We start from the raw sequence: 15,946 nt of genomic DNA, 5'->3' as shown, positions 1-15,946 counted from the left end.
TTTGATTTATGAGGGTTGAGTTCGAAGGCTTTGTCTCTAATTTGAGACTTTTGGCGATGGTGCTGCCCTCATCGCGAGCAAGCTCGCTCCCACAGGGGGACGGAGTAGTTCAGTAGAGCAAGGTCTAATGTGGGAGCGAGCTTGCTCGCGATGATCTGTCTATCAATGGAGATTGCTGTCTCTCTATTGAGACTCGGCAATCCCCAGCGCCGCCATTTTCTTGTACAACGTCGACCGCCCCAGCCCCAGTCGCGCCGCCGCATCAACCACCTTGCCCCCGCATTGCGCGAGGGTGGTTTCGATCAATTGCCGGTCAAATCGCTCCCGCGCCACACTGAACGTCTCGTGGGCAAGCGGTTCGATGGTCAAGGGCGCCACGCGTTCCACCGGTATGAATGTACCGATCGCCCCGCGGATGTCCGCCACCGTCAGGCGCAAATCATCACTGAGCAGCGCGGCCCGCTCCAGCACATTGCGCAGCTCCCGGATGTTCCCCGGCCAGGCGTGTTGCCCCAGCAGTTCCAGGGCCTCGTGGTGCAATTCATGCTGGCTGCGCAGTTCTTCGAGAATGGCCTCACTGAGCGCCGGCACGTCATCGAGGCGGTCACGCAGGGGCGGAACCTGGATCGGCAGCACGTTGAGCCGGTAGTACAAGTCGGCGCGGAATTCGCCGCGCTTGATCGCGGCTTCCAGGTCCGTAGAGGTCGCGGCGATTACCCGCACATCGCTCTGGATCACTTCGTTGGAGCCCACCGGCTCGAATTCCTTTTCCTGCAGCACACGCAGCAGTTTGCTTTGCAGGGGCAGCGGCATGTCGCCGATTTCGTCGAGGAACAGCGTGCCGCCCTGGGCGATCTGCAATTTGCCGGCGCGGCCCTTGCGGTCGGCACCGGTAAACGCGCCGGGGGCGGTGCCGAAGAATTCGGCTTCCAGCAGCGATTCAGGAATCGCCGCGCTGTTGATGCTCACGAAAGCCTTGTGCGCGCGGGGCGAGGCGTTGTGGATCGCCTGGGCCAGCAACTCTTTGCCGGTACCGGTCTCGCCGAGCAGCAATACCGGCGATTCGGTGCTCGCACTGCGCCGGGCGCGGCGTTTGACTTCCAGGCTGGCGGCGCTGGTGCCGATGAAGTGGGCGAAGTTGTATCTGGTCTGCCGCGCCCGCAGCAGCGAGCGGGTGGAGGCCAGTTCTTCCTGCATGCTCATGTAGCGCTTGAGCATCGGCGACAGGCTGCGCAACTCGTCGAACAGGGCGAAACCGATGGCGCCGATGACTACGCCGGCATCGTCGTGAATCGGCAGGCGCATGACCACCAGCGGTTCTTTGGAGGTGTCTTGCATATCCAGCAGAATCGGCCGGCCGGTGCGCACCACCTCACGCAGCAGGCTGCCGGGGATCACGCTTTCGCAGGGCTTGCCGATCGCGACTTCGGCCGATGGCAGGCCGAAGCGTCGGGCATAGCGCTCGTTCATCCAGACGATGTTGGCATCGCGGTCGACAATCACCGTGCCCTCGCTTGATTGTTCGATGATTTCGAACAGCGAACGGATCGCCAGCAAGCGAACGCGCTGGTAGTCCTTGAGGCTTTCGGTGGTGTTCATGGGTTTGATCCTGATGATTTATTGCCTGTGGCGGCCCCTTCGCGAGCAAGCCCGCTCCCACATGGGATCTGTGAACGACACCGATCAACTGTGGGAGCGGGCTTGCTCGCGAAGGCCGCAACGCGGTTTAACGGCCAGATTATGCCTGCCCCAACATCGCCGCCGCCAATAGCTCCTTGGTGTACGGATGCTGCGGTGAGTCAAACACCTCATGGCTGGCGCCGCGCTCCACCACTTTTCCGTCCTTGATCACGATCATGTCGTGGGCCAGGGCGCGCACCACTGCCAGGTCATGACTGATGAACAGATAGGTCAATCCGTATTTTTCCTGAAGCTGACGGAGCAGGGCGACCACTTGTTTTTGCACCGTGCGGTCCAGCGCCGAGGTCGGTTCGTCGAGCAGGATCAGCGCCGGCTTCAGCACCAGCGCCCGGGCGATGGCGATGCGCTGTCGCTGTCCACCGGAAAACTCGTGGGGATAGCGATGGCGACTTTGGGGGTCAAGGCCGACTTCGTTCAGTGCCCGGATCACTTCGGCATTGCACTCTTCAGTGCTCAACTGGCTGTGCACTTCCAGGCCTTCGCTGATGATCTGCGCGACCGACATCCGCGGGCTGAGGCTGCCGAAAGGGTCCTGGAACACCACCTGCATCTTCTTGCGCCACGGCCGTAGCTGTTTTTGCGTCAGACCGTCCAGCGCCTGGCCTTGAAAGCGAATACCGCCTTCGGAGTCGAGCAAACGCAGGATCGCCTGGCCAAGGGTGGACTTTCCCGAACCGGACTCGCCGACGATGCCCAGGGTCTTGCCGCGTTGGATATTCAGGCTGATGCCATCCACTGCACGCAGCCAGGTCTTGCGCTGAAACAGGCCACCACCGACGGGAAACCGCACCTGCAGGTTGTCCACCTCCAGTACGTTTTCGCGCTCGTCCCGGGGCAAGGCTTCGCCCTCGGGTTCAGCGTGCAGCAGTATGCAGCTATAAGGGTGCCTGGGTTCGGTGAACAGGGTTTCGCACGGCGCCTGCTCGACAATTTCCCCGGCCTTCATCACGCACACGCGCTGGGCGATGCTGCGCACCAGATTGAGGTCATGGCTGATCAGCAGCAGCGACATGCCCAGCCGCTGTTGCAGGGATTTGAGCAGCAGCAGGATTTTGCGCTGCACCGTCACATCCAGCGCGGTGGTCGGTTCGTCGGCAATCAGCAGTTCCGGTTCACACGCCAGGGCCATGGCGATCATCACCCGTTGGCGCTGCCCGCCAGATAATTGGTGGGGATAGGCCTTGAGGCGCTCTTCGGGTTTCTGGATGCCTACCAGATGCAACAATTCGAGGATCCGCGCTTGCGCCGCCTTGCCCGCCAGGCCTTTGTGCACCAGCAAGGTTTCACCAATCTGTTTTTCGATGCTGTGCAGCGGGTTGAGGGAGGTCATCGGCTCCTGGAAGATCATCGCGATGCGATTACCGCGCAGTTTGCGCAACTTGCCGGCATCGGCGCCCACCAGTTCCTGGCCGCGATAGCGGATGCTGCCTGTCGTCTCGGTATCGGTTTGCGGCAGCAGTTGCAGGATTGAGTGGGCCGTCACCGACTTGCCCGAGCCCGATTCGCCCACCAGCGCCAGGCATTCGCCGGGGCGGATGTCCAGGCACAGATTGCGCACCACGGTCTGGCCACTGAAGGCCACGCTGAGGTCACGGATTTCGATCAGGTTGGTCATATCAACATCCGCATCAAGATCGAGGGTCAAGACCGAGGATCAAAAGCGTCGCGCAGTGCTTCGCCAATGAACACCAGTAAAGAAAGAATCAGCGCCAGGGTGAAGAACGCCGTCAGTCCCAGCCATGGCGCTTGCAGGTTTTGCTTGCCCTGACCGATCAGTTCACCCAGGGAAGCGCTGCCCGCAGGCATGCCGAAGCCGAGGAAGTCCAGCGCCGTCAGGGTGGAAATCGCCCCGGTCAGAATGAACGGCAAGTAGCTCAAGGTCGCGTTCATGGCGTTGGGCAGAATGTGCCGCACGATGACTTTGCGGTCGGTCAGGCCCAGCGCGCGCGCGGCCTTGACGTATTCCAGGTTGCGCCCGCGCAGGAACTCGGCGCGCACCACGTCCACCAGGGCCAGCCATGAAAACAGCGCCATGATTCCCAGCAGCCACCAGAAATTCGGTTCGACGAAGCCCGACAGGATGATCAGCAGGTACAACACCGGCAACCCGGACCACACCTCCAGCAGACGCTGGCCGAGCAAGTCCACCCAGCCGCCGTAATAGCCTTGCAGGGCTCCGGCCGCGATGCCGATCAGGGCACTGACAAAGGTCAGCATCAAGGCAAACAGGATCGACACCCGGGCACCGAAGATCACCCGGGCCAGAACGTCCCGTGCCTGGTCGTCGGTGCCCAGCCAATTGATGCTGGAGGGCGGACTGGGGGCGGGTTTGTTCAGGTCGTAGTTAGGGGTGTCATCACTGAACGGAATCGGCGGAAACAGCAACCAGCCACCGTCCTTCCTGATCAGCTTCTGCACGTAGTCGCTGCGGTAGTCGGCCTGAAACGGCAGTTGTCCGCCGAACTCCTGTTCGGTGTGGCGCTTGAAGACCGGGAAATACCACTGGCCCTGATAGCTGACCATCAGCGGTTTGTCGTTGGCGATCAGTTCGCCGCCCAGGGTCATCAGGAACAGGCCGACAAACAGCCAGAGCGACCACCAGCCCCGCCGGTTTTTCTTGAACCGCTCAAAGCGGCGACGCGCCAGCGGTGAAAGCTTGAGCATCAGGCGTTCCTCGCGGCGAAGTCGATACGTGGGTCGACCAGGGTGTAGCAGAGGTCGCCGACCAGTTTTATCAGAAGGCCAAACAGGGTGAAGATGAACAGCGAGCCGAACACCACCGGATAGTCCCGGGATACTGCCGCTTCGTAGCTCATGCGGCCGAGGCCGTCGAGGGAGAAGATCACCTCGATCAGCAGGGAACCGGCAAAAAACACACTGATGAACGCCTGGGGAATGCCCGACACCACCAGCAGCATGGCGTTGCGGAACACGTGCCCGTAGAGCACCCGTCGTTCACTCAAGCCCTTGGCCCGGGCGGTGACCACGTACTGGCGGGTGATTTCATTGAGGAACGAGTTCTTGGTCAGGATGGTCAGCGTGGCGAATCCGCCGATCACCAGGGCGGTCACCGGCAGCACCAGATGCCAGAAGTAGTCGGCCACTTTGCCAAGGGTCGACAGCGATTCGAAGTTGTCCGAGACCAACCCGCGGACCGGAAACCAGTTCAGCGAAGTGCCACCGGCAAAGACTACGATCAGGAACATCGCAAACAGGAACGCCGGCATGGCATAGCCGATGATGATCGCGGTACTGCTCCAGATGTCGAATTGGCTGCCATGGTGCACGGCCTTGCGGATGCCCAGGGGAATCGACACCAGGTAGGTGATCAGCGTCGCCCAGAGTCCGAGGGAAATGGTCACGGGCATTTTTTCGAGGATCAGATCGGTGACGGTGGCGCCGCGGAAGAAACTCTTGCCGAAGTCCAGGCGCGCGTAGCTGGTGAGCATCAACCAGAGGCGTTCGTGTGCCGGTTTATCGAAGCCGTACTGCTTTTCAATGTCCTTGATCAGCTGCGGGTCGAGACCGCGACTGGCCCGGGACTTGCCGCTCACGGACTCGCCGGAACCGCCGCCGACCGCAGCGCCGCCAATGCCTTGCAGGTGCGCGATGGCCTGTTCGACCGGCCCGCCCGGCGCGGCCTGGACGATGACAAAGTTGACCAGGAGAATAATCACCAGCGTCGGAATGATCAGCAGCAGGCGCCGCAATATGTAAGCCCACATCAGTGCGGCCCTCCGGGTTTGCCTCGGCTGATACGCTCGGCCGTCATCTGTTGGTTGGTCAATGGCGTGGTGCTCATCTCCCACCAACTCTCGATGGCTTCGTCATTACTCGCTTGCACGTTCGGGATGCCGAAGCGGTTCCACCACACCGTTGAGGTGCCCGGCGGGTAATAGTTGGGAATCCAGTAGTAATTCCATTGCAGCACCCGGTCCAGGGCATGGGCGTAATGCAACATGTCAGCCTGGGTATTGGCGCGGATCAGCCCGGTGATCAGGGTGTCCACCGCCGGGTTCTGCAACACCATGTAGTTGTTGGAGCCAGGGTCGGTGGCCGCCTCCGAACCGAAGTAATTGACCAGTTCGCCCCCCGGAGAGGTGGTGACCGGGTAGCCGGTGACGATCATGTCGTAGTCGCGGCTCATCAGGCGATTGACGTACTGGGACGAGTCGATGCGGCGGATGTTCAGGTCGATGCCGATCTGTTTCAGCGTGCGTTTATAGGGCAACAGCAGGCGGTCCATGCCGTTTTGACTGACCAGGAACGTGAAGCTCAGCGGTTCGCCGTGGGCATTGACCAGTTGGTCGCCATCGGGTTTCCAGCCAGCCTGTTCGAGCAAGTCCAGGGCCTGCAACTGCTTGTCGCGAATCACGCCGCTGCCATCGGTCTTCGGCGCCTCGAACACTTTGGTGAAGACTTCGTCGGGAATCTGCCCGCGCAACGGTTCGAGAATCGCCAGCTCACCGGCATCCGGCAGTTGCCGGGCCGCGAGATCGGTATTGGAAAAAAAGCTCTGCTGGCGGATGTACATGTCGCGCATCATCTGCCGATTGCTCCACTCGAAGTCCCACAGCATCACCAGTGCCTGGCGCACTCGACGGTCCTGGAACATGGGCTTTTGCAGATTGAACACAAAACCCTGGGCCGGTTGCGGCGCCTCTGTGGCGAGGTGGGCTTTTTGCAGGCGACCATCGCTCAGGGCCGGGCTTTCGTAGCCGATGGAGTAAGCGGTGGCGGAAAATTCCCGGTTGTAGTCAAAGGCGCCGCCGCGCAACACCTGGCGCGCCACGTCGGTATCGCCGAAGTACTCGATGCTGAAATGATCGAAGTTGTACAGGCCACGGCTGACCGGCAGATCCTTGCCCCACCAATCGGGGTTGCGCTCGAAGGTGATGCTGCGCCCCGAATCGATCTTGCCGACTGTATAGGGACCGCTGCCCAGCGGCGCTTCATAGCCGCCGCCACCGGCGAAATCGCGGCTCTTCCACCAGTGTTCGGGAAACACCGGCAAGGTTGCGATATCCAGGGGCAGGGTGCGATTTTCGTTGTTCTTGAAATCAAAGCGGATGGTCAGTGGCGATTCCACTTCGACGCTTTTGACGTCGGCGAATTGGGTTCGGTAGCGCAGGCTGCCCTGGGTCATCAGCAGGTCGAAGGTGTAGCGCACGTCTTGGGCTGTAATCGGTTTGCCATCGGCAAAACGCGCCTTGGGGTTGAGGTAAAAGCGCAGGGACAGGCCGTCCTCTGAGCGCTCCATCTTCTCAGCCACCAGACCGTAAACGGTATAAGGCTCGTCCAGCGAGCGTTGGGCCAGTGGCGAGTAGATCAAGCCGTCAATCTGTGTAACGCCGATGCCTTTGTCGATGTAAGGCAAAACATGATCGAACTGACCGATTTCGATCGCCGATCGCCGCATCGTGCCACCCTTGGGGGCCTGCGGGTTGGTGTAGGCGAAATGACTGAAGCCGGGAGGGTATTTCGCCGGTTCGCCGTACACGGTCATTGCCGGTTGCGGTGCCGCATGCACGCCCGAGGCACCCATCAGCAGGGCCACGGCCGTGAACAGCAAAGTAGGGAAAGCCAGTCGCATTGTCAGCCTTAGAACCGGGAGGTCGTTAACGACAATTTGTACGCTAGCGGCGCGTCCCTCGCCAGCCGTATTGCGCGTTGAAAACACAACGGCCCACCAATAGGCGGGCCGTTGAGTGAATAGCTCAAGCGTCGATCAGTCCTGACGGCTGGTCACTTCCAGAAGGTGGAAACCGAACTGGGTCTTGACCGGGCCCTGGACCACGTTGAGCGGTGCGCTGAAGACCACAGTGTCGAATTCCTTGACCATCTGGCCCGGACCGAACGAACCCAGGTCACCGCCCTGGCGGCTGGAAGGGCAGGTGGAGTTTGCCTTGGCAACTTCGGCGAAATCGGCGCCAGCCTCGATTTGGGCCTTGAGTTCGTTGCACTTGGCTTCGGAGGCAACAAGGATGTGACGGGCAGTGGCTTTAGCCATGGGAAAATACTCCTTTCAATACTCGATAAAGTGCTGAGCCTACCGGATTCAGTGAGCTATTTCTCCTCAAAGTTCCGTTCCACGCGGGATCCGCGGCAGTCGGACCTCAAAGGCCGGCGTCCCTCAAGCGCCTGGCGTGCTGGACATACAGTTCAATCGGGTTGACACCTTTACGCAGTTGACCGGCCGGCTGGCCAATGGTGTCCAGATGATCCAGTGGATAGTCGGACCGGATAACCGTTCCCAGATGGGAGCTGAAACGACCGACCAAACCGTCGTTCTGCTCGCTTTCCGTGACGAAATAACCGGAAAGGGCTCGGCATAAGACGTTGAACGGATCGAGCGCATAAAGCCCTTCTTCGAGCGCATTCGACGGCAGCACGCCGCTCCACGAGTAGTAATGAACACCGTTGACCCGTTCGCACCCCTTGCCACCCCAGGTGGCTGGCAGTCCTTGTGGGTATTTGTCGTTGAATGCGCCTACGCCTTCGGTGGTCAGCGCGTTGAGGGCGGCAATGGCGTTCCGCGGTAGATACTGATTGTCGCTTAATGCCGCGAGGAAGTCGGCGAACAGGGTCACCACTGTCTCGGCCACATGTTCCGGCAGGCAGCCCGGTGTCAATGCCTTGCGCAGGAAATCGGCCAGTTCCGAACCATGGTTCGGCCCGCTGACGGAGGTGACCGATGCCACGTTGTGTGGCGCAATCGCCGCGGCATAACGTGCTGTCAGTGCGCCCTGGCTATGACCTATGAGGTTGACTTTGTGTGCACCGGTTCCTTCCAGTACCCGCTCGATCTGAGCGAGCAATTGGTCTCCGCGTACCTCGTTGTCATGGATGGCCGACAAGTGGGGAACGAACACCCTGGCTCCGGCGTTCCTCAGCGCCTGCCTGATGTCGTGAAAGAGCTCGAACTTGCCGATTCTTTCGAAGCCGAAAAGGCCGTGGACCAGCAGTATTGGGTAACAAGTGCTTGCATTCCTTTGCATGTTCATACCTTTACGCAGAAGTTCATTGAGACTGCATGGCGCTTCACTCTAAAACACTCGAGGTTGGCGCGATGTATGAAAAGTCCGGCGAAACTTGCGGAAAACGGAATAGAACAAGTGCGAATACCCACGAGTGGCTGAAGCCTTGGTCGGAATCGATTGAGGACTTTTCGCGGCAATCAGCTTGTTGCTGATCAAAGACCTACTTTGCATGTATCGACTTTCCGAGCGGGTCAGCGTTTGAGGCCGACATCGCGATTGTTTGCCATGGGGTTAAATAGCCGTCCAGAGCCGGCCACCTGTCCGGTGTCTATTCCAGGGAATGGAGCGAATGAATGACTGCTTATGAACCCGATACCTTGAATCTCGCGCAGCAACCATTACCACCACCCATGCTGGAGCAGGCGCAAAACGGTGTTCTGAACCCTTCCGACAAAAAAGCCGTCATCAGGGTCCAGCCGTATCCAGGCATGACCTGCGGCGACAAATTACTGTTGAGTTGGGCGGGGCTGGATGCCGATGGCCTCGCCTGCAAGCATCAGGTGGCGCGTTTCGTCAGTGAGGAACGGGTCGGCGAGGACATCATCTTTGCCGTAGGTAGTGCACATATCGCGGCGCTTGAGGGGGGCTCACTGGAAATCGGTTACTCACTCACGAGCACCCGATTTGCCGAGCCCGTGCATTCCCATCGTCTGCAGCTGAGTGTCGGTGACGTGCAATGCGACCTGTTGCCCGCGACGGTGAACGATGCGGTGGGTAGAACGCTTGATCCCGATAGGGTAAAAGAAGGGGCGATCGTTACGATCAAACCCTATGCGCGCATGGCGGCGGGCGACTGGGTGTTGCTGACCTGGGCGGGCGTTTCGGTCGACTCAAGTTTCAGTGATGCACTCAAGGTCGAGTCCTTCGCGGTGGGGGACGAACTGTCGTTCTGGGTCAGTCCGGAGTGCATTACGCTGAATCTGGGCTCCTCAGTGTCCGTCGATTATTGCGTCAAGCAAGCAGGGCAGGGGCCTCGTTATTCTGAAGTAACGGCACTGATGATTGGCATACTGGAGCGCCGACCACTGCAAGCACCCACTGTGCTGGAAGCCGACGAAGGTTGGGTGGACCTGCAGGATGCGCAGGATGGCGTGACCGTCGTCATCGAGAACGCCAGCGCTGAAAAAGGAGAACGGATTTACCTGGAGTGCGACGGGGAGAAACTCAATCACCATGACGACCGCGAAATAACCAGGGACACCGCTGGCGAGCCGTTGGTGTTCATCATTCCCTACCCGTTCTGGAGGGAACATCGAGATTCGGCGATCCGTATTTCCTATTCAGTCGAGCGCCTTGACGGCGCCCGACAGCAATCGGAGGTGACGCTGGTTCAGGTGCAGTCCCTGATGGGACATTGATTGCCATTTGCCCTCCAGTCTTTCCATGAAGACCGGAGGGCGGACGGATGATGTCGATTAACGGGCGCTGTCTTGCGCTTGCAACCGATCCGCCGCTTCAAGCAGCAGTTGTTCTGTTCCTCAAGTAAATCGTTGAACACGGCTTGCAATCGACCATGATTCGAGCCGGAATCCTGAGTCTGGTCAGGTGGCTGTTTACCTGGGCGACCGCGCGGTCAGTGCTCCGTGGTGAGGTCCTATGAGGTTGACTTTGTGTGCACCGGTTTCTTCCACTACCCGCTCGATCTACGTGAGCAATTGATCATCGAGTACTTCGTTGTCATAGGTGGCTGATAGGTGGGGAACGAACACTCTTGCTCCGGCGTTCCTTCGCGTCTACCTGATGTCGTGAAAGACCTCGAACTTGCCGACTCATTCGGTCTTCGCCGGAATGTCTGAACGTAATTCGTCAGAAAGAAAATTGTAAAGCGCCAATTCCTACCGCATCAATATCAATATTCTCCGTGGCGCGAAGTGCTCTCCCGACATCATGAGATTTTTTTATGACGTTTAATAGGCTTCGTTCGATGCCGATTGTTGGGAAACGAACTTTCAATGGATTGATAGGGAGAAGTTACACGTGGCAGATAACGGATTTGTTCGAGGCGAAACTTACTATATTAAACCTACGCACATTGTTGCTGGGCGTCAGCAAACCTTCGGTCCGGGTGGTGGCGGTGGTTACAGCGGAAGTAATGGTGGATGGGGGTTGCAGGAAGGGCCTCGTAGAGGGGAGGGAGGCTCAAGTGGAATTCGGGATATCGCGTTGCCAAACGTTATGGCTGAGTTTATGAATGAACAAGTCTACAATCAGCAGCAGATTGATAATGAATACAATGCACGATTCAATACACTCCTCACCGATACCACGCGTGAACTGGAGGAAAGAAAAAACGCCGCAAAAAGTGCTCAGGTTTTAGCTCCCCCAGAATCTGCTGCCGTAGACCAACAGGTCACCCTAGAGCTTATTGACTTAAAAAAGAAGCAGTACATATCCATCGCACCAAATATCTATGGCCTTTTTGGTCAGAGCCCCTTCTTCATGATGGAGGTGCTGCCGCGTCAGAAGATGCGTGAGTTTCTGAACTCCGGTAGTGCCGACTCCCAAGCACTCATGAGCCTATATGCCATGTTTGACAATGTCTATAAATCGGCATTGGAGCTAAAAGCGCTTTCACTCTCGGTGGACATTCTGGCTGGCAAACTCGCAGATCTAGCTAACAGCAGAAACCAAGCGGAGTCGGTAGTTCCTCTAGATGGTACCGCATGGTTCGCTGTGCAGAGCCAGAGACTCAGCATTATTGGTTTGGAACTGAATATTCACGCTCAGCAACTTCCCGAGTTTCTTCAAACAGAACTCGTTGCTGCAGCAGGTTCCCTGACAGGCATGACCCAAACTCAAGTGTTATTACATTACAAGGCGACGCTAGAGCGTATGGCTTCGACCAAAATGGCAGAGATCAAACCTGTCGTTGCACCGCCTCCATACAAAAGTGGTGGGATAACCATCAATTTTCGAGCGAATAACCCGAAAATCAGCGCACCTCTGAGCAAGCCAGAATTAGAGGCCCTCAACGAGTTGGTTTATCTGCAAACCCACACCCCGATAGGGACAAAGTGGCTCAGCTACCACGACGCATTGTTGAAGGCCGAATCTGCGAGGCACCTGACTTCAACTTCAAATGCGTTGGGTGGCTTGGCAGAACGGTCAAATGAAGCTGAACAGATCCAGAGTGCAATCAAATTTACTACGGATTTTTATAAGGAGGTGAGTGAGAGATTTGGTGTAAGAGCCGAGGCGCTGGCGAAAGAGCTTTCGGAAAATGCAAAAGGGAAGACGATTCGTAATGCTGGTGAGGCAATAAAGGCCTTTGATCAGTATAAGGATGTTTTGAGCAAAAAGTTTGGAGTTCAGGACAGGGAGGCGATTGCTCGGGCTCTTGACGCTCTTGATAAAGAGGTGATGTCTAAAAATCTGACAGCATTCGGTAAAGGGCTGAAGACTATTGGTAATCTCACTGATCTTTTCAGCTTGCTCGCAGAAGCGCAAACATCATCAAAGAGTGGTGATTGGATACCGTTTTTTGTCAAAGTTGAGTCTTTAGTTGTGGGCAAGGGGGCAACCGCTCTGGTGGCGTTCATGTTTGGTCTGACGGCTGCGACACCCATGACTATTCTAGGATTTGCATTGCTAACGGCTGTGATTAGTTCATTGATTGATGACGCGCTCGTGGGCAAGATCAACGACTACGTGATAAATCTCTGATATGTAAAAGGGGTGGCAGCTTTCACCCCCTTTTTAAGATCATGCATATTAAGTAAGCGCTGCCCAGTGGGATGGCGAAGGCGAGGCAAAAAAATATAAATAGTGCATTTATTCCTGTAGAGTCACCCTTGATAAAAAAATCCTTTCTCCAGAACTCAGGTCCTGTCAGTTTATAGGCGCTGGCGGTTATCCAGTACCTGGAAAACGGGTATAGCAACGTGCTGAGTAGCATGAGTGTGACAAGCTTAATGTCATGGTAGAAAAGTTTGTCACCAATATAAAAAGCAGCACTAGCTGTAATTAGGTACAGCGCGCTCAATAGTAAATGTTTAGTAAAATATTTTTTATCCATCCTTGACCTCGTTACTGTTGATGACAATGTGCCGTGCCAGCTTGAATCGAGCTGGCGTCACTTTCTTCTTACTCTGTAGATTTGCCTCCATACATAATCATCCAGGTTTTTCGACAGAACTCTTGTGCTTCAATCGTCCTCCAAAAGTTTCACGAGTGCAGCGTCTAAACGTTACAAATTGTTCGGGGGGTGAGGAGCTCAGCTTGCGTCATATGGAACGCAAGGGAGCTCAACACCAGAGCGATTGTTAAGTGCGAATTTGTTTCCGCAATCTATCCGCTGCATCGCGCAACAACGTTTCCGTCCCAGACCAGCCCAGGCAACCATCCGTAACCGACACGCCATACTTCAGCGTCGAACCTAGCGGCTGGCAGCCTTCGAACAAATGGCTCTCGATCATCATGCCGATCAGCGAACGATCGCCTTGCAGGCGTTGTTCAAGTACATCGTTGAAAACGGCTGGCTGGCGCAACGGGTCTTTGCCGCTGTTGGCATGACTGCAATCGACCATGATTCGAGCCGGAATCCTGAGCCTGGTCAGGTCGCTGTTCACCTGGGCGATGCTGGCGCTGTCGTAGTTCGGGCCGCGATGGCCGCCGCGCAGTACCAGGTGCGTGTCCGCATTACCCGGGGTTTGAATGATCGCCGGATGTCCCTGGCTATCGACACCGAAATGGCGATGGGGATGGGCGGCGGAGCGCATGGCGTCGCTGGCGACGCCGACACCGCCGTCTGTCCCGTTCTTGAACCCTACAGGCATGCCCAGGCCGCTGGCCATTTCCCGATGGATCTGCGACTCCGTGGTCCGGGCGCCAATTGCGACCCAGCTCAACAGATCATCGAAGTAGCCGGCCGCCATCGGTTGCAGCAGTTCAGTGGCAACGGGCAGGCCCAGGCGGAGCATTTCGCGCATCAACTCGCGGGACAGCGTCAGGCCGGCGGCCATGTCATCGCTGCCATCGAGGTGCGGGTCGTAGGCCAGGCCTTTCCAGCCAACCGTGGTACGGGGTTTTTCGACGTAGGCACGCATCACCAGCAGCATTTCGTCGCTGACTTCGGCGGCGAGGCGGGCAAGGTTGCCAGCGTATTCGAGGGCTGATTCGGGATCGTGTATCGAGCAGGGGCCGACGATGACCAGCAGGCGGGAATCTTCACCGTTGAGGATCGCGCGAACCGCCTGGCGGTGGGCGGTGACTTGCCGGGTCAGGGCGTTGCCGAGGGGCAATTGCTGTTTGAGTTGCAATGAGCTGGGCAGGCGCAGGGTCAGCGCTTCATTGGCAGGGCTCAAGGTGGACAGCGGCAGTGCAGAGACGGACGAGTTCATATTCAAGGCTTCCTGGGCTGGTGGCGGGTTCGTGCCCGCGCGCTCGGCCCTACTGGGGTGTTCGACAATTGGCCGGATTGGCTGCGTGTGTGTGCTTGCCACCTGTGGGTGACCGATCGGAGGCGGCAGGCTGTCCCGAGCGGAGGGTGGTAAATCGCCAGGCGGTAAAACTGTCGTAACGGTAATAAGTGGCGTAGTTCATGTTCTTAATCCTCTGAATGTCTGGTGTGTCGCTAAAAGTGTTGGGGCTGAAAAAACAAAACCCCCGGTCGGGAGGCCGACCGGGGGTTGAGAATTCTCTGGTGGCGACCCGTTTAAAGTGGGCGCCGTGTGGGTATCAGGCGCGCCAGTGGCTAAACCAATACCCAAAATAAAAGCTGACCGGAGCACAACCGTCGTTCACCCGGGCAGCCGCAACCGAGCGCGGGGCGCTGGCGGTACCAAGCTGTAAGAGGGCGTTGAACATGGTCTGTCTCCGATGGATGGGTCGAGCTTACTAGAGGCCGGTACGCAGATTCAATCAGAAAATGCTATCGGCCAACGTCGTCCCTTTCTATCGCTTGAGTACCCCGAAGGTTGTGACACACTCTGCGCTTCAATAAAAAACATATCGTCACAAGGACGCACCTGACCCTCGCCGTGGAGCTGGAATGATGGAATGCCAATGGCGTCCGGCAATACCGGATGACCTGGAATTTGCCCGCGAACTGACCCGTAGGGGCATGCTGCGTTACTACATTGAGCATGACCTGTTGTGGCTGGACGAAGCGTTTGACGTGGCCTGGGCCGGGCGGGACAACCGCTTGATTGCATGGGGCGACAAAGTGCTGGGTTATGTCAGCCTGAGCCGTGATGCCAGGGCCTTGTATATCCGTGAATTGCATATCGTCGAAGCGTTTCGTGGGCAGGGCGCTGGATCCTGGGCGATCGATCAGGTACTGGTTCTGGCGCGCCAGGAGCGGCGCCCGGCGTTGCGCCTGACGGTTTTCGAAAACAACCCGGCGCAAGCGTTGTACGAGCACAAGGGATTGAGGGTAGTGGGCAAGGACGAATGTTTCCTGAGGATGCAGCTGGATATCCCCGGCCTGGATCGCTGCAACACGCTTGCGGCAAGCCTTTCAAGATGAATTGAAACTTTTAATCTGACGCTTTCCGCTAGGTCTGCCAGATGCTTTTTGCTAAGGTGTCTGACAACCCAATAAGACCAAATCGCGAGGTGTCTGCTTGATTAGGGTGCTAGTAGTCGATGACCATGATCTCGTTCGTACAGGCATTACACGAATGCTGGCTGACATCGATGGCCTGCAAGTAGTCGGCCAGGCCGAGTCGGGTGAGGAATCCCTGATCAAGGCGCGCGAGCTGAAACCCGATGTGGTGTTGATGGACGTCAAGATGCCGGGTATCGGCGGTCTTGAAGCCACTCGAAAATTATTGCGCAGTCATCCGGATATCAAGGTCGTCGCGGTGACCGTGTGTGAAGAGGACCCGTTTCCTACGCGGCTGTTGCAGGCCGGTGCGGCAGGTTACCTGACCAAGGGGGCAGGTTTGCCGGAAATGGTCCAGGCCATTCGCCTGGTGTTTGCCGGGCAACGCTACATCAGTCCGCAAATTGCCCAGCAATTGGCGATCAAGTCCTTCCAGCCGACCAACGATTCGCCTTTCGATGCCTTGTCGGAGCGGGAAATCCAGATCGCGCTGATGATTGTCGGCTGCCAGAAAGTACAGATCATTTCCGATAAACTGTGCCTGTCCCCGAAAACCGTGAACACCTACCGTTACCGCATCTTCGAAAAGCTTTCGATCAGCAGTGATGTCGAGTTGACGCTGTTGGCGGTTCGTCATGGCATGGTCGACGCCAGCCTCTGA

13 protein-coding genes and 1 pseudogene are annotated in these 15,946 nt (G+C 57.5%); 4 read left to right on the top strand and 10 right to left on the bottom strand.

Features of this window, described 5'->3' with window-relative positions; all coding sequences use genetic code 11:
- Positions 1-183: 183 nt before the first annotated feature.
- From PspS34_RS15625 to PspS34_RS15595, 7 genes are all read right to left on the bottom strand, one after another.
- Positions 184-1,599 carry a sigma 54-interacting transcriptional regulator gene (locus PspS34_RS15625; protein WP_150814069.1) on the bottom strand — a complete coding sequence of 472 codons (1,416 nt, stop codon included), beginning with the start codon at positions 1,597-1,599 and terminating at the stop codon, positions 184-186.
- Between the two features lie 139 nt (positions 1,600-1,738).
- Positions 1,739-3,316, bottom strand: coding sequence for an ABC transporter ATP-binding protein (locus PspS34_RS15620; protein WP_057714606.1), 1,578 nt, complete (start codon positions 3,314-3,316; stop codon positions 1,739-1,741).
- Between the two features lie 26 nt (positions 3,317-3,342).
- Entirely contained in the window at positions 3,343-4,365 is a 1,023-nt protein-coding gene (locus PspS34_RS15615; protein ID WP_150814071.1) for an ABC transporter permease, read from the bottom strand.
- Positions 4,365-5,426 carry a microcin C ABC transporter permease YejB gene (locus PspS34_RS15610; protein ID WP_102671498.1) on the bottom strand — a complete coding sequence of 354 codons (1,062 nt, stop codon included), beginning with the start codon at positions 5,424-5,426 and terminating at the stop codon, positions 4,365-4,367. The genes PspS34_RS15615 and PspS34_RS15610 overlap by 1 nt, the downstream gene beginning before the upstream one ends.
- Positions 5,426-7,294, bottom strand: a complete 1,869-nt coding sequence (locus PspS34_RS15605) for an extracellular solute-binding protein (RefSeq protein WP_154946734.1) — start codon at positions 7,292-7,294, stop codon at positions 5,426-5,428. Before PspS34_RS15605 ends, PspS34_RS15610 begins: the two co-directional genes overlap by 1 nt.
- 135 nt (positions 7,295-7,429) lie before the next feature.
- Positions 7,430-7,711 carry a peptidylprolyl isomerase gene (locus PspS34_RS15600; RefSeq protein ID WP_008051985.1) on the bottom strand — a complete coding sequence of 94 codons (282 nt, stop codon included), beginning with the start codon at positions 7,709-7,711 and terminating at the stop codon, positions 7,430-7,432.
- A 106-nt stretch (positions 7,712-7,817) separates the two neighbouring features.
- Positions 7,818-8,699, bottom strand: coding sequence for a triacylglycerol lipase (locus tag PspS34_RS15595; RefSeq protein ID WP_159390125.1), 882 nt, complete (start codon positions 8,697-8,699; stop codon positions 7,818-7,820).
- Positions 8,700-9,034: 335 nt separating this feature from the next.
- Between PspS34_RS15595 and PspS34_RS15590 the strand changes: the two genes are divergently transcribed.
- On the top strand, positions 9,035-10,099 hold the full coding sequence (locus PspS34_RS15590) for a hypothetical protein (RefSeq protein ID WP_159390124.1): 1,065 nt from the start codon (positions 9,035-9,037) through the stop codon (positions 10,097-10,099).
- 207 nt (positions 10,100-10,306) lie between these two features.
- On the opposite strand, the pseudogene PspS34_RS28605 reads toward PspS34_RS15590, so the two are convergent.
- A pseudogene (locus PspS34_RS28605) lies at positions 10,307-10,531 on the bottom strand (triacylglycerol lipase); the annotation flags it as partial.
- Positions 10,532-10,718: 187 nt separating this feature from the next.
- Here PspS34_RS28605 and PspS34_RS15585 point away from each other — a divergent pair.
- The gene (locus PspS34_RS15585) at positions 10,719-12,404 is read left to right on the top strand and encodes a colicin-like pore-forming protein (RefSeq protein ID WP_146023717.1); all 1,686 of its coding nucleotides are present in this window, start codon (positions 10,719-10,721) and stop codon (positions 12,402-12,404) included.
- A gap of 22 nt (positions 12,405-12,426) precedes the next feature.
- Here the strand turns inward: PspS34_RS15585 and PspS34_RS15580 are convergent, their stop codons facing one another.
- Together PspS34_RS15580 and PspS34_RS15575 are read right to left on the bottom strand one after the other, a co-directional pair.
- Positions 12,427-12,756 (bottom strand): colicin E1 family microcin immunity protein, encoded by a 330-nt coding sequence (locus PspS34_RS15580; RefSeq protein ID WP_102671503.1) that lies wholly within the window; start codon positions 12,754-12,756, stop codon positions 12,427-12,429.
- Positions 12,757-13,003: 247 nt separating this feature from the next.
- A complete protein-coding gene (locus PspS34_RS15575) occupies positions 13,004-14,080 on the bottom strand; it encodes a 3-deoxy-7-phosphoheptulonate synthase (protein WP_102671504.1) in 1,077 nt (358 codons plus the stop codon).
- A 653-nt stretch (positions 14,081-14,733) separates the two neighbouring features.
- On the opposite strand from PspS34_RS15575, the gene PspS34_RS15570 reads away from it, so the two are divergent.
- Positions 14,734-15,207 carry a GNAT family N-acetyltransferase gene (locus tag PspS34_RS15570; protein ID WP_159390412.1) on the top strand — a complete coding sequence of 158 codons (474 nt, stop codon included), beginning with the start codon at positions 14,734-14,736 and terminating at the stop codon, positions 15,205-15,207.
- Positions 15,208-15,304: 97 nt separating this feature from the next.
- Positions 15,305-15,946: a UvrY/SirA/GacA family response regulator transcription factor gene (uvrY, locus tag PspS34_RS15565; RefSeq protein WP_032829778.1), complete on the top strand. Its 642-nt coding sequence runs from the start codon at positions 15,305-15,307 to the stop codon at positions 15,944-15,946.

This window comes from Pseudomonas sp. S34, assembly GCF_009866745.1.
GTDB lineage: Bacteria > Pseudomonadota > Gammaproteobacteria > Pseudomonadales > Pseudomonadaceae > Aquipseudomonas > Aquipseudomonas jessenii.
The sequence above is the reverse complement of the archived record's forward strand: the minus strand, read 5'-3'. Positions and strand labels throughout refer to the sequence as shown.